The 20,744-nt window shown below is 48.1% G+C and carries 17 protein-coding genes; 3 read left to right on the top strand and 14 right to left on the bottom strand.

Features of this window, described 5'->3' with window-relative positions; translation table 11 throughout:
* Positions 1–76: 76 nt before the first annotated feature.
* The 5 genes from kdpA to ytxJ form a co-directional block, all read right to left on the bottom strand.
* Complete coding sequence (kdpA, locus tag MHI12_RS01240; protein ID WP_405171285.1) at positions 77–1,756, bottom strand: potassium-transporting ATPase subunit KdpA; 1,680 nt, start codon at positions 1,754–1,756, stop codon at positions 77–79.
* Positions 1,757–1,815: 59 nt separating this feature from the next.
* On the bottom strand, positions 1,816–1,878 hold the full coding sequence (locus MHI12_RS01235; protein ID WP_353884092.1) for a potassium-transporting ATPase subunit F: 63 nt from the start codon (positions 1,876–1,878) through the stop codon (positions 1,816–1,818).
* 340 nt (positions 1,879–2,218) lie between these two features.
* Positions 2,219–3,415, bottom strand: a complete 1,197-nt coding sequence (locus MHI12_RS01230) for a helix-turn-helix domain-containing protein (protein ID WP_405171284.1) — start codon at positions 3,413–3,415, stop codon at positions 2,219–2,221.
* 32 nt (positions 3,416–3,447) lie between these two features.
* Positions 3,448–4,206, bottom strand: a complete 759-nt coding sequence (locus MHI12_RS01225; protein ID WP_017691175.1) for a hypothetical protein — start codon at positions 4,204–4,206, stop codon at positions 3,448–3,450.
* A gap of 110 nt (positions 4,207–4,316) precedes the next feature.
* On the bottom strand, positions 4,317–4,856 hold the full coding sequence (gene ytxJ, locus MHI12_RS01220) for a bacillithiol system redox-active protein YtxJ (protein WP_405171283.1): 540 nt from the start codon (positions 4,854–4,856) through the stop codon (positions 4,317–4,319).
* 224 nt (positions 4,857–5,080) lie between these two features.
* On the opposite strand from ytxJ, the gene MHI12_RS01215 reads away from it, so the two are divergent.
* Positions 5,081–5,935 (top strand): hypothetical protein, encoded by an 855-nt coding sequence (locus MHI12_RS01215; protein ID WP_405171282.1) that lies wholly within the window; start codon positions 5,081–5,083, stop codon positions 5,933–5,935.
* 108 nt (positions 5,936–6,043) lie between these two features.
* On the opposite strand, the gene MHI12_RS01210 is transcribed toward MHI12_RS01215, so the two are convergent.
* The 3 genes from MHI12_RS01210 to MHI12_RS01200 all read right to left on the bottom strand — a co-directional run bounded on the left by MHI12_RS01210 (position 6,044) and on the right by MHI12_RS01200 (position 7,506).
* Complete coding sequence (locus MHI12_RS01210) at positions 6,044–6,472, bottom strand: VOC family protein (RefSeq protein WP_047841503.1); 429 nt, start codon at positions 6,470–6,472, stop codon at positions 6,044–6,046.
* A gap of 167 nt (positions 6,473–6,639) precedes the next feature.
* Positions 6,640–7,200: a hypothetical protein gene (locus tag MHI12_RS01205; protein WP_405171281.1), complete on the bottom strand. Its 561-nt coding sequence runs from the start codon at positions 7,198–7,200 to the stop codon at positions 6,640–6,642.
* 78 nt (positions 7,201–7,278) lie between these two features.
* Positions 7,279–7,506: a hypothetical protein gene (locus tag MHI12_RS01200; protein ID WP_017691180.1), complete on the bottom strand. Its 228-nt coding sequence runs from the start codon at positions 7,504–7,506 to the stop codon at positions 7,279–7,281.
* Positions 7,507–7,683: 177 nt separating this feature from the next.
* On the opposite strand from MHI12_RS01200, the gene MHI12_RS01195 reads away from it, so the two are divergent.
* Together MHI12_RS01195 and MHI12_RS01190 are read left to right on the top strand one after the other, a co-directional pair.
* Complete coding sequence (locus tag MHI12_RS01195; protein ID WP_405171280.1) at positions 7,684–8,559, top strand: type II CAAX prenyl endopeptidase Rce1 family protein; 876 nt, start codon at positions 7,684–7,686, stop codon at positions 8,557–8,559.
* A 16-nt stretch (positions 8,560–8,575) separates the two neighbouring features.
* Positions 8,576–9,337 carry a MerR family transcriptional regulator gene (locus MHI12_RS01190; protein ID WP_405171279.1) on the top strand — a complete coding sequence of 254 codons (762 nt, stop codon included), beginning with the start codon at positions 8,576–8,578 and terminating at the stop codon, positions 9,335–9,337.
* 48 nt (positions 9,338–9,385) lie between these two features.
* On the opposite strand, the gene MHI12_RS01185 is transcribed toward MHI12_RS01190, so the two are convergent.
* The 6 genes from MHI12_RS01185 to MHI12_RS01160 form a co-directional block, all read right to left on the bottom strand.
* Positions 9,386–10,258, bottom strand: a complete 873-nt coding sequence (locus MHI12_RS01185) for a sugar phosphate isomerase/epimerase family protein (protein ID WP_405171278.1) — start codon at positions 10,256–10,258, stop codon at positions 9,386–9,388.
* A 12-nt stretch (positions 10,259–10,270) separates the two neighbouring features.
* Positions 10,271–11,146, bottom strand: coding sequence for a sugar phosphate isomerase/epimerase family protein (locus MHI12_RS01180; RefSeq protein WP_405171277.1), 876 nt, complete (start codon positions 11,144–11,146; stop codon positions 10,271–10,273).
* Between the two features lie 17 nt (positions 11,147–11,163).
* Positions 11,164–14,295, bottom strand: a complete 3,132-nt coding sequence (locus MHI12_RS01175; protein WP_405171276.1) for an alpha-mannosidase — start codon at positions 14,293–14,295, stop codon at positions 11,164–11,166.
* Positions 14,292–16,604, bottom strand: coding sequence for a glycoside hydrolase family 3 N-terminal domain-containing protein (locus tag MHI12_RS01170; RefSeq protein ID WP_405171275.1), 2,313 nt, complete (start codon positions 16,602–16,604; stop codon positions 14,292–14,294). Before MHI12_RS01170 ends, MHI12_RS01175 begins: the two co-directional genes overlap by 4 nt.
* A 50-nt stretch (positions 16,605–16,654) precedes the next feature.
* On the bottom strand, positions 16,655–18,874 hold the full coding sequence (locus tag MHI12_RS01165; protein ID WP_405171274.1) for a helix-turn-helix domain-containing protein: 2,220 nt from the start codon (positions 18,872–18,874) through the stop codon (positions 16,655–16,657).
* 175 nt (positions 18,875–19,049) lie between these two features.
* On the bottom strand, positions 19,050–20,687 hold the full coding sequence (locus MHI12_RS01160; protein ID WP_083677571.1) for an extracellular solute-binding protein: 1,638 nt from the start codon (positions 20,685–20,687) through the stop codon (positions 19,050–19,052).
* Between the last annotated feature and the right edge of the window lie 57 nt (positions 20,688–20,744).

Below are 20,744 nucleotides of genomic sequence, written 5' to 3'. Positions count from 1 at the left end.
TGCATTCATCGTGCACTGCCACCTCCATACGTTACGTCCTTGTGCTGATCCATCTGTCGTTTCCTTGTCATATACCTCATTGAATCATCGCCAGATGCTCTGCAATCGGTCCAAGAGCAAGCGACGGGAAGAATGTGAGTGCGCCCACAACAACGATCATCATGACCAGAATGCCAGCAAACAGAGGTGTGTGTGTACGTAGCGTACCTGTAGTTACCGGCACAACCCGTTTGGTGGCGAGTGAACCCGCAATAGCCAGCATAGCGATCATCGAAACGTATCTTCCCAGCAGCATAACGATACCAATGGCGATGTTGTAAAAGTCTGTATTGGCATTCAGTCCGGCAAAGGCCGATCCATTATTGGCTGCACCTGAGGCAAAAGCATAGAGAACCTCGGTCAGGCCATGCATGCCCCCGTTCGAGATGGACGCAATGGCTTCGGGCCGCATAAGCGCGAGTGCCGTTGGCGCAAGAATAATCAAAGGATGAATGAGCAAGGCGATGGATGCGAGCTTCACTTCTTTGCCCTCGATTTTTTTGCCCAGAAACTCAGGTGTGCGTCCCACCATCAATCCACAGATAAACACAGCCAGAATCACATACAACAGTCCGTTGATCAGCCCTACCCCTTTGCCCCCAAACACGTTATTGAGCATCATCTGAGCCAGTGATACCATGCCTCCAAGTGGAGTGAGCGACTCGTGCATATTGTTGACCGAACCTGTAGTAGCCGCTGTCGTGACTGCTGTGAATAAAGCCGATTCGGGTATGCCGAACCTGACCTCTTTCCCCTCCATATTGCCTTGGAGACCTACTGCATCCAGCGCGGGTACACCGCGATATTCGGAGACAAATACGGTGGTCAACATCACTAGGAAAAGAAAACTCATCGCCGCGAACAATGCCCAACCCTGCTTCCGGTTATTGACCATCAAGCCGAAGGCGTATACCAGTGCAGTTGGCAGCAGCATCATACAGACGATATGCACCAGATTGCTCAGGGCCGTCGGATTCTCGAAAGGATGTGCAGCATTGGTTCCAAACCAGCCACCACCGTTGGTGCCAATGTGTTTGATCGACTCTAGTGAAGCGACCAGTCCACGTGTAATGGTCTGCTGCGCGCCTTCCAGCGTGGTAGCGTTCACCGCTCCCGCGAGTGTCTGAGGCACACCCTGGAACACGAGGAACAGGGCCACAATGAAACTCAGCGGTAAAAAAATACGTGTAATCGACCGTACAAGGTCGACGTAAAAGTTCCCCAGTTCATCCCGGCGGCCTACCAGCCCGCGAATGAACGCAATAGCCACCGCAAATCCCGTCGCTGCCGACGTAAACATCGGAAACGTCACGGCCAGCATCTGTGACAGGTACGACAAGGCGTTCTCGCCCGTATACGACTGCCAGTTCGTGTTGGTCATGAACGATACGGCCGTATTAAATGCCTGCGCCGCTGGCATATTGCCGATCCCATCCGGATTAAGTGGCAAATATTTTTGCAGCCGCAGCACCAGAAACATCAATACCAACATTACAAAGTTCGAGAGGAGAACCGCCGTGAGGTACTTTTTCCACCCCATGGACTCATTCTCGCGTACGCCCATTACTCGATAGAGCAGTCGCTCCGGTCCGCCAAAAATCCGATCCAGCCCCGTTCGCTGTCCATCGAACACGTTCACTACATATTTTCCCACCGGCTTCACCAGCAGCAGGATGATCAGTAGCGTCACCGCTACTTGCACTACACCGATACCCATATCCGCATTTCCTCCCTATTCGACTTTCCCTTGTTCACGCATTACGCACATCGTCAGCATCAGAATTTCTCCGGCTTCACCAACACATAACCGAGATAAATCACCAGTGCGAGCACAATCATGCCGATGACGATCATCTGGCTTCCCCCTCTCTACCCTCAAGCCTTCTCGCAGAATTTCAAGAATCCCCAAAACACCGCAAACAGCAGCACAACCAATCCAATCATCGTGGCATCATTCACCATGCGCCCTTCCTCCCTCTCTCTACCGTTCTCTGCACCTGCTACATGTAAAATCGTAATATGAAACGCTGTAAAAAAGGGGTAAAGAAATACCTCCACAGGTGTAAAAAAAGCGTAAAAAAGACCCGCTCTCCTCAGCTAAAGGCTGAAAAGAACGGGTCTATCATCATTTTTATACGGAGCAATCCATTACGTAACAGTCTATTACCTACCAGTCATTTCAAGAGCTACGTGTAGGCATTTCCCTAACATTTTTAATACTAGTTTGTGGCTTGTTCGTCATGTACTTGTTAAAAAAGTCCGTGTTTATTCCTGTCATATGATGAAAGAAGGAAGTTTCCACTTTCCAATCCTCCTCAATCATATAGCGGATATCCACAAGACCTTTATTGGAAAGCAGGTCAATAATGGTTTTAATTCGCATCGGCTTTTGAAGTGGAATCTCCCTGTCGAAAGGCTCCTTTTCCAGATATCCTCTTCGGTGCATCGCCGCATAGAAATTACGATGATCCTTAGCTTCCATCATTCCTAGATGTGCTGCTCTGTATCCCAGCACTTGTAGGGAAGTCTTCCATTTATTTTTCAAATCAAGATATTGATCGGGATTCGTCTTATAAGTGATTTCATTCATGTCCGATGAAAACTCTTCTTCGGGCAATAAAAATGCACCCGCAAACAGATTAGCTTCATTTTCAATCAATTTGTGTTCTTTTCGGTCCAGATTGACAAATTCAAGACGATAATGAAGCAACAAATGACCAAGCTCATGTGCAATATCGAAATTCCTGCGAACCGCAGAACGTTTGATGTTGCCCAGTATGATAAACGGACGATCATTTCGTGTCCAAAGGCTGTACGCATCAATTTCTTCACCAATCGCTTTTTCAAAAACATATACACCACTTTTTTCGATCCGGAAAATCAGATTCTCATTCGTGGATGGCTCCATATTCAGCCGTTGTCTCGCAAGATGGGCAACATAATGGATCTGAGTCGTACGATCATCGTCTGTATGGTTCATATACTCAATTGCCTCTTCCCGCAATTGGATAATATTAAGTGTGGGAAGGCTAATCTGAGCGGTAATATAATTAATGAACGTGTCCAGATATTCTACATGCTTTGCTTCTGTCTGTGTCTTGGATATCACATTCATCACTTTCGAACGATAGGCAATGTTCATAACATCAATGTTGGCTGCGTTATTACGCTGTGTAAGCATATCTTTCGTATAAAAATACTTGCTTTTCACACTGAAAATGCGTTTCAATTCATTCACAATTGGCACCTTCGGAGAGGTATACGCATTTTCATATTGCCAGACTGCTTGTTCTGTCACACCTAATTGTTCGGAGAGCTGTTTTCTCGAATACCCATGCATGATCCGCAAATTGGTCAAATTTTCACCAACGAACATGCTGCTCCCTCCTTACTGAACGACACAGGGAATCACCCCCGCTGTTCTCCTTCCAAAATTTCAATATCATAAGCTGCCGGATCAACGATATCTTCCACATCAGGCGTAAGCGCCTCCCGTTCACTATCATCCAGTTCAGCACCAGAGATGAGGTCTGATAAATCTTCTATAAAATAAGCGATATTATCATGCGGATTAGGCAGATAATGCTGAACCTTCGAAATTTGGTATGCATCATCAATAGCATAAGTGAGTATATGAAACTCATTATATGTAGATGCAAGATGTTCAAGTTCTTCTTTCACACGACTGACCTGACTCTCTGAGATTGGAAAAGAAAGTTGCTCAACCCTCTCCAACTCACCATGTTCATTACGACGTGGTTGAATCAAAGAAAATTCCAGATCGTTATTAATCTTGGAGAGATCGTGTAAATAGGTACGGAAAGCACCTTTGTTGTCAACGCCCGTAGGTAGCTTGGCACTGGAAAAACTATTCTCATTAAAGTAGGCTGCGTTCTTTATCAGAAACAGAACTTTTGATTCTTCATGTGTGAACTGGAGATAATCCCATGTTAAACCTGCTTTGGATTTCTTGTGAGTGAATCCTTGTTCACCGCAATAATCTGCGATTTTGCTCTCAATAAAATTCCCCTTTGTCCAGGCAAAGGCTGAACTAATCTTCATGTTTCTCTTCCGATCTTTACGGTGATCAATATATTCGCGGTATCCTTCAACAATAGCATCAACAAGCATCTGACTATGTTCCGACTTGAACTTATATTGTTCCATATAGATCACTCCGATTCATAAATATGAAGACAAGTTATATTTTAATCGAAGTTCGTGTGCAAAGATATGATTTTTTTTGATATTTTTAAAGTAAACCTATCTCAAACGCTTCATCCAAATGGATTCTGTGCCCACTGCATTAATCTCTTTTTCGTTATTTTTCCATGAGAGGTATGTTTGACGACTTTTCCCTGATCGAGCAAAAGTACCTGTGGTGACTCATGGTGAACCTCTGTCTCTTCCGCAATGTAGCGGGATAACGAGCGATTTTCAATCACTTTGACGATGCGGTAATCCATGGGTTGTTTGGGATCTGATGCATTGGTGCCCACAAACGCCATAAACTCTCTGTAAGCTCTCGCACTGGTCGGACACGTCGTGCTGTGTTTCAGGATAAGCACCGGATGATCCTGTGAACGCTGGATTGCCTCTTCCCAGTCACCTGGTTTGTGCAATTCATGGACATGTTCGCTGAGCATATGTTCCGAGTCTGACCCGGCACGTTTGCTAACCACCGAAGCAATAACAATGCCAAGCGCCACGCCAAAAGCAATCCCGAGTCCAAGCTGCTGTGTAACCGTACCAATACTGACTCCCATGGCAACACCTATAGCAAGCCATACGGCTTGATGATTCACCTTTTTATCCATGCAGATCTTCCCTTCCTGAAATATGTATATCCATGCTATATAACTTCTACCCTTATATTCTGATCAAATTATAGCATAGGCCTCTGTGAGCAGGCTTTGATAATCTTCATTTCCGGGTACAGATTTCAGTGATTGGATTTATGCAAAATGCTCATTTGTGATACACTGGTTGTAATTTGGAAACGATGAACATGAAGAATGGATTGGAAGGGCGGAAATTCCATATGACATACGCATTTATGATTGAACCGCAGGATTTTATTGCGCTGGATAACGAAGATGAGCTGATTGAGAAATGTCAGGAGTGGGGCCTGCTTTCGGGTAAAGCGACCAAACTCAAAACGTTCTATTATAAAGGAAACGGATTAAACATGCCGTGCACCATCATTGGATATGTGGATCACATGGCAGCCGTTATTCAACTGGATAATGGACAAAAACATTGTATTCACCCGTCGTATCTGAAGGAAATGCAAGCGTCCAGTTACAGCGCCAGAAGCATAAGTAATGCCGGGTCAGATCGAAGCACAGAATCGACAACTTCGGATACAGTCCCACCAGTCGCTGCTGATGTTACGCCAACTCCAGATGCCTTGGTTAGCCTGGATGAAATTCCGCCGGATCTGGATGATTCGGACGACACGGACACAGATGAATTCTCCTCGGGGATGAAGGGTGATCCGGATGGGCTTGTAGAAGAGTATGTTGGACCTCAGTCTGGAGCAACCAGTGAAGCCACACCCAAAGCCAAAACAGCAAGCAAAGCTAAGAGCGTCAAGATTGATCTGCCCGAAGGCAAAGTGAAGATGAGTGCCGTTGTCAAAGAGTTCACCACCGTACCGAATCATTTCTCTGACAATGATGATGAAGTCATCATCTATGAAGCAGTTACCATTACGGATCCAGACGTCATTGATGTTGGGGAAGCCTGGTCAAGCCACAGTGCCACCGTTAAGAAACAGGAACTCGAAGTGGGAGACGTTATCACGTTTGAAGCGAAAATCATCAAGAAGAAGCTGACACGTAACCCGGTTCCTTATAAAATCAACAACCCTTCCAAGATTCAAAAGGAAGACTAATCAAGGAAAATTAATCACGAGTCATTACAAAAAAAACCTCCACAACTGCTCAAAGCAGACCACGGAGGTTTTTTCCATCTGAAGATTATATTAGTGAAGAGTACGCTCTTAAGCTTGTCCCGGCGTAGCACTGATCTGAAACTGTACACCGAACTTGTCAACAACCGAGCCGTAGGCTGGACTCCAGAATGTCTCTTGTATCGGCATTTTCACTTCGCCACCGTCTTGCAACTGGTTGAAAATCGCTTTGGCTTCATCTGCCGTATCCGTGTTCACCGTAACCGTAACATGATTACCTACAGTGTACGGCATACCTGGAAACGTATCAGACAACATTAATACCGAGCTGCCAATCTGCAAAGAAGCATGCATAATACGGTCTTTCGCTTCTGGCGGGATGGGGTGATTCGGGTCAGATGGACCGTCGCCAAATGTTTGAAGCGCGAGCACTTCGGCTCCAAATGCCTTTTGATAAAAATCTACCGCTTCACGTCCATTACCGTCTGTAACCAGATACACATTCAAGCTGATCGACATGCGTTCTTCATCTCCTTGGGCTCTTGTAATTATACGATTCACGCCACTTGCGACATGAGTATATATGAACAGGTTGTCCTTTGACAAGCGTATATTTCTGCACTCATCTCTGCGGACCTTTACACGATTAGGGTTGCCAACATACTCTTAATCCATCCCTCTCTCCACTACTTCTTGCGCCTGCGTATATAGTAGAGAACCGTGATCAGAACACCCGGAACCAGTGCTGCAAAACTGGCATAGATCAGACACCATTTCAATAGGGTAAATATCGGAGTGAGCTCAGCAAGCACAGGCGTACATTCAGGATAACGATGCATGATCAGGGACGCACCTATATTTTCAAGCATGTCCATAACCCAACCTAAGACCGGAATCAGATTCACCCAACGCCAGCGACTTTTTATCGGAAGCACGCGATAGAGTATCGATAACAGAACAACTAAGAGGAACAGATAGGCTAAGGGCCATATGAGATCAAATGTGAACCGTGCCTGAATATAGGCGATCCGCCCTGCTTCACCATACTGCTCAGCCATCTGATAAAGATCATCCGCCGTGTACAGAAAAGAGGAATCCGGGGACTGCCCTCCACCTGTGGCCTGCTCCGACTTTGCCGCCTGCCAAGGCAGAATAAATGCAATGAAACAGGCAAAAACAACAACCGCAGCTGCAACCCATTTCCAATTCACCCGCTGATAGAACCAATTTGACACTTGATTCAGCACGTTCTGTCCCCTTTCTGAAAAAAAAAGACCACTCTCCCGAATCCTGTCGGTAAAATGGTTGTGTTCAATCCTATGAAGTTATCGAGCTTGAACGATGTTATCTATTTCACTTTTCAATAAGAGGTATCGGTGAACACTTCTCATGATCGGGACCTTCGTTAGTTTGTTCTTGTCCACGTACAGTTTCATCTGGTCTTTGGTCAAACCAAGCAAACTTCCAGCTTCCGATACCGTCAATACTACCTCTGGGTTCGTAGCATTAAACGTCCTCTTTACTTTCTGATTCCAGTCCTCGAATACCTGCATAGATCAGTGACATCTCCTATCCATAGCCAGTTATTATCAGGCTGAATATATCCAGTATACCACACTTGTGCTGCTCGTAACTTAATCCTTGCGCAGAACCATATTCTGATAGGCATATTTCCTGCTTGACCCTGACGTTAACTCGAGGGTTTATACTGGCTTCAGGAGGGGATTAGCATGAGTATGTCAACTGAACATGTAACCAAGAAACGACGCATCAGTGGAATAGCCATTATTGGAATGAGTTGGTTGACGATGACATTGGGTCTGTTTTTTGCTACACTCGCAGGGGAGTTTGTCAGCACTATTGGTGTTGCTGAATGGATGGTTCATCTCACCCAAGCTGTTGTCATTATTAGTATCGTCTTACCCGTACTGTTCGTCATTCGAAGACACTTCCATATGAAGTCCGTTCTTCTTCCTCTGACAGGAAAAAGCATAATTCACTTGCTTTCTGGCGCATTATTTGCCACTTCTCTGGCCTTCATCGGGTTGGCGATAGCTAGTATAAACAACTGGATTACGATTACGGAGTGGCACTTCTCAGCCGAGTTCTTGCTTGCTGTTGTACTTAATAGTTGTATTGCTTTCTTGTACGAAGCTTTGCCAGAGGAACTATCCATGCGAGGCATGGTCTATGATGGATTACGCTTCAGACTGCGACTTCCTGTGTTTTTCGCTTATGTAACTCAAATCATACTCTTTCTGCTGGTTCCGATGAGTGTCAGCCTATTGCAAGAGCTCGTCGGTATGGATGCCGGAAACCGGATAACCTTGGATTATATGATCCTGCTCTTGACCTATGGTATTACGTTACAGCTTCTGCGAAGTTTGACCGGATCTTTATGGGCCTCCATCGGATTTCATGTCGCTTACCTGGAAGTAGCCAGATTCGTTGTTATGCCAGGTGATAGACCGGCATTGTTAAACTATACCGCGCAAGATAACGGGTTAGCCGAAATATTTATTTTGTATATGATGATAATCTTTGTCGGTGCGATCATTCTGGCGGTGCTCCATGCATGGCGCTGGTGGAGAATACATAAATCATGAGGGAGGGATCTGCCTGTTGTATACCGTTGGACAACTATCCAAACATACCGGAGTATCCATCCGAACACTGCATTATTATGAGAAGCTGGGTTTACTGCGACCGGCCCGTAATGAGAACAATCAGTATCGCTTATATGGTGAAAAGGATATTTTACGGCTTCAGCAGATTACCATTTTGAAGAAAATGCATTTTAAATTGAATGAGATTGGAGAATTCCTCGATCAGGATGCTGCTCGCTCTGAACGAGAGAGTACCCTTACTTTATGGAATAATACGTTGGAACAACAACTGGCCGTCGTTAAGGAACAGCAGGAGAGATTAAGCAAGGTAGAGCATCTTCTTTTTTCAACCATATATGCCATCAGAGCCTCCGGTACAATCAGTCTGGATGAGATGTTGGGTTTCATCCGTGAACTGGATCAGCCTCCGGGCAGGTTCCGTCAAGATGTTTTTACACCTGAAGAAATGGAATCGTTACCTCTGAATAATCAGAACAATTCAATATCCATGGAATGGGCTGATATTCTTAAAGATATTCATGCATGCAAGATGGAACCGGAGGATTCCGAAGCCTCACGGTTACTGGCCATCCGAATCTCTGATTATGCTGAAAGGACTTTTCAAGGGAATGCAGAATTGGCAGAAAAATATTGGGATTATATCACCCCAGAGGATGATCAGTCAGCTCGTGTATATGGTATGACAACCGAAACCATGCGTTACATCGAAATGATCCTGGATCGATGGGCAGTCCAGAATCCTGATGATCAACAATAAGAGCCACTTCGAAAAGTGGCCCTTGATCCATTTCCTCGTCATGCTTTGTTACGCCTCTTCCCAGAAGCGGCGCAGGTTGTCCATGGCGATTTTGGATGCGGATTTACATTCCTCCATGCCTTCGAACTCCACCGTAATGTTGCCATCATAGCCGGAGTCTTTGATCAGCTTTACAATTTTACGAATTGGAATGTCCCCTTGTCCAACGATGGCCCCTCGCAGGAAGTTACCGTAGGCTGTCGTGAACCATTCACCCTCACCCGGATACTCATCATAAGGACGGAAGTAGAAATCTTTGAAGTGGACCAGAGAAGCGTACGGCAGATTTTTCATGACGCCAATGATCGGGTTCTCATCCACGCACATGAAATTGCCAATATCGAGTGTTGTTTTAAAATTCGGACGATCTACAGCATGCAGCACACGCTGCACCCGGTCACTGGCCTGCACGCTGAAGCCGTGGTTCTCAATGGTTGTAGTAATACCAAACTGCGCAGCATAGTCCGCAATGATCTGGCTTCCCCGCACCATCAGCGGCAGATGTTCCTCGAACCAGGCAATGGTCATTTTCTCCTTCGGCAGGGTAAACGCCGTGACGTCATGACGCAGATGTTTTAATCCCATCCGGTGTACGACATCCACATGCCTTTTGACCCGAGCCATCTCTTCTGCAAACGCCTCTTCCGTCTCCTGCACGAAATTCGCTGGCATCGAGTAATTGGACAGTTCAATACCCGCAGATGCTGCCCGTTCTCGAATTGCATCCGCCAGATCGTGATTATCCTCCACGGTATAACCGTAAGGCACCATCTCCATATGCTCGCCGCCGTTCGCCGCAATCCAGTCGATCACATCCAGCACCGTCATCTCACCCGAATTCAGATCGTTCAACAAACTATATGTGCTCAGGCCCACTTTCATCTGCTCAGCTCCCTATCGATATTGTTGGATAAATTGAACCGCCTTGCGTATGTCCTGCTCCGGCTGATGACCTACCTCGCGTTCAATCGTCAGATAACCGGTGTAACCAATCTCCTGAAGCGCTGCAAAGTATCCGTCAAAATCAACGCCACCCTCGCCCAGCGGCACCTCGCGGAAAAAGGTTCCGGAAGAGACCATCTCGGCAATCTTATCGTGATCCATAGGGGCATAACCGACCGCTCCGTATACGTCTCGTGGGTCAACTTCCTTCAGCCGCACACCATCCTTCACATGGGTATGTACGATGTAATCCTTGAGCAGATGAACGCCCCGCGCCGGATCATCTCCGGTCACCATCACCATATTCGCCGGGTCAAAATTCACCGATACTCCGTTGGTCGACAACGTATCCAGGAATCTTTTCAAATCAGCAGCCGTTTCCGGCCCTGTCTCAATGGCAAAGTATGCGCCAACACTCTTGGCGTATTGGCCCAGTTCCTCACAAGCAGCATGCAGCGTGGCATAAACTTCCGATGAAGGGTCATGTGGAACAATACCGATATGTGTTGTGACGATGTTGGTGCCCAGATCGAGGGCCAGATCCACGATCCGCTTCGACTTCTCCACTTTCCACGGATTATCTTCCTTGACCTGAAACCCATGTCCGCCCAAATCGCCAACCAATGCTGAAATTTCGAGACCTAGAGAATCAATGTAACTCTTCAGCTTCTTGCGCGCCGCAGGCGACAAATTTTCAGGGGCCATTTCTCCCTTGACGGCATAGATCTGCACACCTTCCGCACCTACGTCTTTGGCCTTGTTCAAACCTTCCCGTACACCTACGCCAAAGCTATCCACGATGACACCGATCTTATTCGTTAATTTCATGTCATACCTCCTGAAGATTACGTATTTGGATTCACTGGAACAAGTTTCACCGACTTAATCTCATACGGTTTGAATGTCAGTTCGAATGCTCCGTTCGGACAAACCAACGGATGGATCTCATCCTCTAACAAATTAATGATGGATGCCTTGATTTCCTTCTCAGCCCACTGAACCTGCACCGTTTCCCGACCTCCTGATGATTCGTAGAAACGCAGCACCGTTCCCGAGCCGTCTTCCGCAGGCTTGATTGCATCCAGAATGACATGCTCACTGTGGAACTGAACCCAAGCATGTTCAGCTGGCAAGTGACCGGAAGACTGACTCGCTGCAACAACCTCCACCGGATGATTAAGCTCCATCGCCCGGCGAACGACGGCGGCTTGTCGCCAATCGCCCTGGTGCGGCAGGATCGAATACTCGAATTCATGATCGCCCTGATCGGCATGTTCATCCGGCCATTTCGGGGCACGAAGCAGAGACAGGCGGATCGTTCGATCCTTGATGTCATACCCGTACTTGCAATCATTCAGCAAGCTCACACCGCTGTTTCCCTCCGAGATATCCGCCCAGCGATGTCCACAGACCTCGAACTGCGCCTGCTCCCAACTGGTATTGTTATGGGTTGGACGCTCCAACGCTCCAAACGGGATTTCATAGGCTGCTTTGGCTGCCACCAGATCCACCGGAAATGCCACCTTGAGTAGCTTATGGCTCTCCTTCCAGTTCACTTTCGTATGGAAATCAACACGCCGCTGGTGACGATGTAAAATGATATCCTGACTGATCTCCGATTGATTCAGCTTCCAGACAAAACGCAGTACATCTCGCGTAGCCCCGCGCTGTACAACCTCTCTGGAGATCAACTTCACCGCACCTGCTCGCTGGGATTCAAATCGTGGATCGATATCCCATGCATCCCAGTACGTCGGTTTGTCGTGGAAAAACTGCCACTCATTCGCCCGATCACCGGGCTTCAGCCAATCGCGTCCTACCGTTTTGTCATACCATCGGGTGATCTCTCCCACGTCATTGAACTCAAGGGTATAGAATTCGGTTTCCCATGTGGAAGGGAAGTGTTCTTCTCCCCTTACTGGAAGGATAACATCCGATGCCTCGCGCAGCCATATGGTTGTATACCCAAAAGCAGGAATCGATGGAACATGCACGAGCAGCGTATACTTGTCTTCCTTTTGTTCAAGATCACAGGCCAGACGGTTCCCTTCACGATCAAATGCAGCCACCCCGGCGAGGTGGGCATCCCCTGTAATGGTGATATTTTCTCCACGTTCCCAGCCAAGGCTGTTGAATATAATGTAGGGAAGACCATCGACTTCATCTGTTGCAATGTTCTCCGCAAGGGTATCCAGCGTTTCCCGCAGTGCGGATGTACCTAATGCAAATACCTTCGTGTACTCCTCGGTGGACGTTACGTATACTTCAGGAATCGACGTTCCCGGAATAATGTCATGGAATTGGTTGAGCATGATCAGCTTCCAGCCTTCATCCAGATCATTCTTCGTGTGTGCAGCCCAAGCTCCGGCAAATTGCCCCCAGATCTCCGCTTCCCGATACAGTACCTCTGCCTTTCGATTGCTACGTTTGTTCCTCGCATGAGTTGTATACGTTCCGCGATGCAGTTCCAGATACAAGTCCCCGTGCCACTTTGGCAACGTCGGATGATTTAACGATATGTCTTCAAAAAAAGCACCAGCCGTACTGAATTTGCTGATCGGCTGTCCCACCATCAAATGGGATCGCTCCGCAAATTCCACCATCTCATTTGTCACGCCGCCACCACCATCGCCATGTCCGTAAAGCAACATTTGCTCAGGGTGCACATCCTTTTGTTTAAATGATTGCCAATGTTCATCCACATCTTTGGGACGCGTATGCTCATTCACGCCATGGTTCAGATACGCAAGCACCGAAGTACCATCAATGCCTACCCAGTCGAAGAGGTCATATGGAAACGCATTGGTATCATTCCAATTCAGCTTGGTGGTCATAAAATAAGGAATATTCGCGAGCTTCAGCATCTGCGGCAAGGAAGCACAGTAGCCAAAGGTATCCGGCAGCCACTCGATGTTGGAGCGCTTGCCAAATTCCGCCTGGTAGAAGTTCTGTCCATACAGAATCTGCCGAACTAACGACTCGCCACTGGGAATATTCAGATCCGGCTCGACCCACATGCCTCCAACCAACTCCCAGCGGCCTTCGGCAATGCGGGCTTTAACTCGCTCGTACAGCTCCGGGTAATGATCCTTCACGAAGGCATACAACTGCGGCTGGCTCTGGGAATACACAAAATCCGGGTATGTGTCCATCAACGTACACATGGTCGAGAACGTGCGACTGGACTTGCGAACCGTCTCACGTACAGGCCACAGCCAGGCAATATCAATATGGGATTGTCCAACCAGATGCATGAAGCCACTTCGATACTCCTCCGGGTCTTCCTGCTGTACCGACTGTACTAATCCATGTTCAAAGTTCTGTATCCAGGCTGCATCACTCCAGCGGTTCGGGTCATTGTACATGTCATCCATCACCTGATGAATGGCTTGAACAAGTGCCATCCGCTTAGGTTCCTTCTCGTTATATGCCCGGAGCGACTCGGCGAGTACCGTCACACTGTACATTAGGCTCTGCAAAGGCTGATTAACATGAACCAGTGCTGCCCGAATGCCCTGAATAGGCGGTTGGATAACGGCTTGTCGGTTGAGTGGATCATGCGGCTCGGGAATCGGATCGTAGAGTTCAATCTCCAACTGCGGCGTATCCCCTACCCGACTTCTCGGCAGGGGTACGAACCCGTGGTTCCGGTCCAGTCCGTGATAAGGTATGCCATTCACCTTCAGCAGCCCTTCTCCTCCAGCCTCGAAGATCAGCCCTACAGCCTGATCTTGCCATTCCACCGGAATCTCCACACGTTTGCTTAGAAAATACGTCGTGCCGTGAACGCTATTCAGCGGATTCAAGCTTTGCATGGCCTTGTCTGCCTGCTCATCTTCATTTTCATATCCCTGCTCGTACTCGTATTCCCCTGGCCGAATGTATCTGGCCCTCTGCATCTCCCATGCCGGAAGCTCGATCGTATCCAGCCATTGCCGCTGCTTCAGATCTTCGATGAATCGCTGAATTCGAATCATACCTCCACCCCCACCTTTTGGATATGCAGACTGCAAGCAGTCCATTCTATGGAACTACGGCCAACCATGAGCCTGAATTCACCCGGTTCTACGACAGACTGGAGACGAGAGTCGATCAGTGCGAGATGTTCTTTTTGCACAGGGAACGTAACGGTCTGAGTCTGTCCTGGCTCTAGATGGATTTTACGAAAACCTTTCAGAGACATTTCAGCCCGCGTAACCGAAGCCGACACATCCGTGATGTACAACTGCACAACCTCGCTTCCCGATACCGCTCCGGTATTCGTGACTTCAACCATCACCTGTGCTTCATCGTCCGGGCCGATCACATCCGGTATAACCCTTACATTCTCGTATTTGAATTCGGTATAGCTCAGTCCATGTCCGAACGGATACTGCGGCGCAAGATCCATCTCCAGATACCGCTTGCCACGAGTACGCTTGGCATGATAGTAGACCGGAAGTTGCCCAACATGCTTGGGGATGGAGACGGTAAGGCGGCCAGATGGATTCACATCGCCAAACAGAATATCCGCAATCGCGTTACCACCTTCCTGGCCAGGATACCACGCTTCCACAATCGCATGGATATGCTCATCAATCCAAGGTTCAGCAATGGGGCGGCCGTTAATATACACTATGATAACGGGTTTTCCCAACTTATGTACCTCCTGCACCAGCTCCAATTGAACGCCCATGAGATTCAGGGACGCCCGGTCAATACCCTCGCCACACTCCATATCATTCCATGGATCATCCGTTACCACAGACGCACCTGTCCGCAAATCGATCGTACCTTCACCAAAATCGCGGGCGCTGGACCCACCCATCACCATCACGATGACATCCGCCTGTTCCGCACAGGCGAGCGCTTGCGCAAAGCCCTCTCTGGAATCGCCTTTAATCCGGCAACCGGGTGCGTACAGCACCTGACCCGAATCCGCACCAAGCTTGCGCGTAATGCCATCCAGTACGGTAACGATCTGTTCTCTCGGCTGTGGCGAGGTATAGTCCCCGAGCTGGTTATAGATATGGTTCGCGTTCGGACCAATGACGGCCAGCTTCGTACCTGTTTTGCCGAGTGGGAGGGTATTCCCTTCATTTTTCAGTAAAACAATTCCCTCTTGCGCGACTTCTCTCGCCAGCTGAGTATGGTCTTCACATCCGATAACCCGCTCTGCAAAGTCAGGATCTACGAAAGGCCGTTCGAATAACCCGAGTCTGAATTTCATCTCCAACACCCGCCTCACAGCCAAGTCCAGATCCTTCTCTTCGATCAATCCCTGCTCCAGCGCCTGACCGAGATGTTTGCGATACATATACCCGGACATCTCCATGTCTACCCCTGCCCGAAGGGACTGTGCCACGGCCTGCTCCCCGTTCTCAGCAGTGTTATGTCCATGGACCAGCATCTGAATGGCGCCAAAATCAGTAATGACAAACCCATCAAACCCCCACTGCTCACGTAGAAGGTCATTCAGCAGATACGTACTGGAGGTACAAGGTACGCCATCAATCTCGTTATAAGCGGTCATCACGGAACATGCCCCGGCTTCCACTGCTTTTTTGAACGGCAACAGATCTATTTCATGCAATTCACGTAATCCCATATGCACAGGTGCTGCATTGCGCCCACCCTCCGAGCTGCCATAAGCTGCAAAATGCTTAAGTGTCGCCACAATTGTCTGATTGGAATCAAGGCGGTCACCCTGTAGTCCCTTCATGGCTTCCACTGCAAATTCACCGATTAAATATGGATCTTCGGCAAAACATTCCTCTGTCCGTCCCCATCTCGGGTCACGTACGACATCAAGCACCGGGGAATACGTTGCCGCTCCCCCCTGACTCCGGGTCTCCACAGCGATGGCTTCACACATCTTGCGGTATAACTCCATATTCCATGTGCTGCCCACTGTTAACGGTACCGGAAATACTGTCGCTCCAATCGCCATATGCCCGTGGGAACACTCTTCTCCGAACAAAATGGGAATGCCCAGCCGGGAATGCTCCATGGCATACTGCTGAATGACATTCGTGGCAACGGCTCCCTGCCGTGGGGTCAGCCCCGTTTCCAGCGTCACTTCGGTCCATGGATCGGCTCGAAGCACACCGTACAGAGAACCGACACCGCCCTGTTCCATGTCCGCTTTGAACGCTTCCGTCACCTCTACTGTACCATCAGCTAATTTGTCATACGTCTTCCAGCCCATCGGCTGAATGAGTTGTCCAATCTTCTCTGCCGTTGTCATCCGTCCGATCAGATCCTGAACCCGTTCCTGAATGGGAAGCGAAGCATCTTTATAGTCCATATGCACATTCTCCTTATGCGTTCGGAATTAGTTAGGCGCGTGCACTTACATCACATGGCTTTGCGGTAGTCACTCGGTGCCACACCCACCACGTTCTTGAAAGCCCGGTTGAAGGAATTATAATTCGTGTATCCCACTTCCTCACTGATCTCCTGAATAGCCTTATCGGTCTCCTGCATGAGCAGCTTGGCTTTTTCGATACGATGACTAATGAGCAGATCCACAAACTTCTCCCCAATCTCATCCTTGAAAAGCTTGCTCAGATACTTCGGATTAATATCGAATAGATCACTAAGGTAGTTCAGCGACAGATCGGGATTGTTGTAATGCTCTTCGATGTATTTGCGAATCTCCAGAATATGTGATCTGTGTTTTCGAGAACAATGCAGCGTCTGCATCTGCAGCGCCAGTTCCCTGAACCCTTCCCAGCACAGCTCACGCAGGTCATCTAACGTCTCCCAGCCCTCAAGCCTTGGCAGAAGTGGGGTGAATATAGCAGCCCACGACTCCTGGTACTCTCGTGGAAGTTCGGCGAATTCCCGATTGTAATGTTGAAATAACAATTGGATCGTATTCATAATCTCCTGACGGGACAGGACGGACTTGCTAATCTGCTCAAATAGCCTCTCAAAATGCTTTTCCCACACATCGTCCGATAAACGCATCGCCTGTACCAGCAGCGAGATGGTCTTCAGGAACTCATACACATCATTGGTCGAATTTGGTACATCACTACAGGGAATGATGCGATTCATACCCAGTACAGCCTTATAGTCCAGCGCGTGCACAGCTTCTTTCAAAGAAGCTCTCAGTCCCCGAATATCAACAGCGACCCGACCAACACCAATGGTCACGGTGAAGTTCAGATACTGATCGATTCTGTCCAGATAACCAGCGAGCAATCGATGCTCGGTCTCCTCGGCCTGTTCCATTGCCGGCATCCAGAGGATAGCGTACAGACGCTGATCGGAGATCCATTCAGCCCATACTTCCGTTCCTTCATGACGCGCACTCTCCTGCAGAATACTGGATAACACGAATTTCAGAAGGGATTGGTCCTGATCATGATACTCCTTCACAAATGCATCATACCGATCCATCTCGACCACCATGACGGCCCAACGATGCTCCAGCTCAGGCAGTTTGAACTTCTTCATCTCCGCTGTCAGCTCCGTGCTCGTAAAGTCTCGTGTGCCCTCCAGCAACTCCTGAAAGAACATTTTTTTCTGCAAAATCAGATTCTCTTCATGCTCCTCCTGATATTGTCTCGTCTGATCAATCATGCGTTCCAGCGTTGTATGGATGAATCGGAACTCATTCTCCTTGCCATAGCCCAGCCCCGATTGCTTCTGCGAAGAGACGGTCTGAATTAACGTGACAATCTGCTGAATCGGCTTGTAGTTTCTGCGAGTCACATAGATCACCCACACCACACCAATCAACACAACCACTACAGCAAAGGCAAACCAGATATTATAAAATTGCAGAGTCCATTTGACGATTTTTCCATTATTGAGACCTGTCTGCACCTTCCAACCACTATAACTCGACGTAAATTCGGAGAAGACTTCTCCCGACGTGGTTTTAGTAGAAGCTGCAACCCCTTCTGGCATACTGCTATCCCACAGATTGCCGCCCGAACGGTTGAAGATGTTCACAAACGTAAATTCCGGATCATACATCTGCATAATGGATTTCCTCAGGGTACTCAGGTCCACATTTGTCACCACAAGTCCTTTGCCGTTTCCTACACTTCGCACAATCGTAATCACCTGCTCCGTCGCTTGTGAAGGAAAAGCTCGGAACGCTCGTGCCCCTGCCCACTTCTGTTCATCCCTTGACCGGCTATCTGCAATAAAGTCTGCATCCGGGAACTCTTCAATCGGAACAGCCTTCCCGTTACTGAAGACCGTGCCATCCCCGTATCGAACGAGATAAATTGAATCAATCAGCGGATACTCTATTTTCAATTCATCAACCACCTGGACCGCCTGAATGCCGGCATACACATCATCGCTGCCAGATACCGAGAAATAATTCTTCAAGTTAGGGTTGGTCAAAATCTCACGCAGTACCTTGAAGTCGATGGAACGCAGGGAGTTGTCCAGATATTGCGTGACCTGAGAGGCCAGAAATTCATTGGCCTTAAGCGCTTCTCTACGGTTCTGCTCATTGAATACTTGAAAGAAAATAAAGAATAGAATGGTCGTCACAATAAAGAAAACAGGCAGATACGATAACAGCAAACGTCTAAACCAATTGTTGTTCATCTCCGAGATCCCCCCACCATTACTGTTCATGCTGAATGACGACAAACATCTGTGCTGATCGCTAATTTTCCATAAATATTCAGTACATTATATCGGATGACGTGGGGTTGTCATAGGAGAAGACCGTCCCGGTCACGGGTGACAGACGGGACAGCCTCTATATTGAATCCTTCAATTATTGATTCTTCTCAATGGCACGCTGGTAGATCTCAAGGTAATTACTCAGTCCGAGACCATCGAAGCCTTTGACATACGAATCCCATTCCTTATCAATACTCTTGCTGCCAATAATAAACTGTGCCATATTCGTCTGCACATAATCCTTGATGGCCGTAGTCAGTTGTGCAGCTGATTCCGTATCCTCTGGACGAATAAATACGTTCGCAGGGTATACTTCTTTGGGTGCATACGGTTCATACACATTGGTAGCTTGAGCCAGACGTGTACCATAACCCTCTGCTTCTAAAGGATTCTGTCCTTCCGCAAACAGATTACGGAACGTGTTGGATAAGTCATGAGCTCCGATCTGTGACCAGCTCTCGTTCACAACAACGTTTGGATCACGCTCAGGCAGGTTGTAGTAGCTGTATTTGGCCGGCTCGCCATTGATGTTTTTCTCATCGGCATCAGCCTTCTTCCAGCCTTTACCTTCAGTTGGTCCATACTCCGCGTACAGCGCACCTTCTTCACTGAACATGTAGTCTACGATTTTGATGGCGGCAATCTGCTGTGCTTCTGTCGCTTTGTTGGTGATGGCGAACTCAAACTCACCTACGCTCTGCGTGGCGCCTGTCGTCTGCACCCCATCCGGCCCTTTCAATGGAGGAACGATCTCCCAGTGCTGGTGACGGGTGATGTCTTTGTCATAGGTATTCACGAGATAACTGACCAGCGCCGTTGTAATGGAACCGACCACTTCATCGCCTTCCTTGTTGCCCAGTTGTCCAATCGCCTGATCGTTCTGTGTAAAGGAAGCCGGATCAATCAGGCCATCTGCATACAGCTTGTTCATGTACTCCAGCCCTTTCTTCCAGCCTTCCTGATTGGCGGCAAAACTCACCTTGCCATCGTTCACGATCAGGTATTTGTCGTTATCATTGTAGATAAAGCTGTTCATCAGGTAGGCATCAATGTTGCCATTCCATACATACTTGTTCGGTGCGCCCGTGAGTGGAATCTCGTCCGCTTTCCCGTTACCATTTGGATCTTGTGTCTTAAACGCCTTCAGAACGGTATACAGTTCATCAGTTGTGGTTGGCATTTTCAGGCCCAAATTATCAAGCCACTCCGTGTTGATCCAGTATTTCTGTGCATACGTACAGTGGTAACATTCATTGAAGATCGGCAGCGCATAGATGTTGCCATCCGGTGCCGTAATAGCTTCTTTGAAGTATGGCTTCTCTTCCATAATCTTGGTCAGATTCGGACCATACTTCTGAATCAGATCTTGTAGCGGAAGGAACACGCCCTGTTTTCCATAGGTTTGAAGGTCTGAGGTGGTGAACTTGCCGTGAAGAAATACTTCCGGATAATCACCACTAGCCAGCAGCAATTGTCTGCGATCCTGCAAAGCGTCCGTTGGGGCCAGATCCCATTTTAGGGTAACGTCGAACTTGTCTTCGATAAATTGGGTAAATTCATTCTCTTCCATGGACGCTTTGCCTTGCGGAGCAAAGAGGGTCATGGTTACAGGACCGCCGCTCTCCCCGCTACCGTCGCTACTTCCACCCGATTCCTCGGATGAACTGCATGCGGACAACAAAGCCATCGAAGCAAAGACCAGAAACAACATCGAAATCCAAGATTTTCTCAATCTGACTCCTCCTTTTTGTTCATAACGGCAAATTATTGACTTGTACTGCACGTTTAT

The sequence above is a fragment of the Paenibacillus sp. FSL H8-0280 genome (assembly GCF_045040665.1).
In the GTDB taxonomy this organism is placed as follows: domain Bacteria; phylum Bacillota; class Bacilli; order Paenibacillales; family Paenibacillaceae; genus Paenibacillus; species Paenibacillus xylanexedens_A.
Note: the sequence above shows the minus strand (reverse complement) of the source record. Positions and strands in the feature narration are given on the sequence as shown.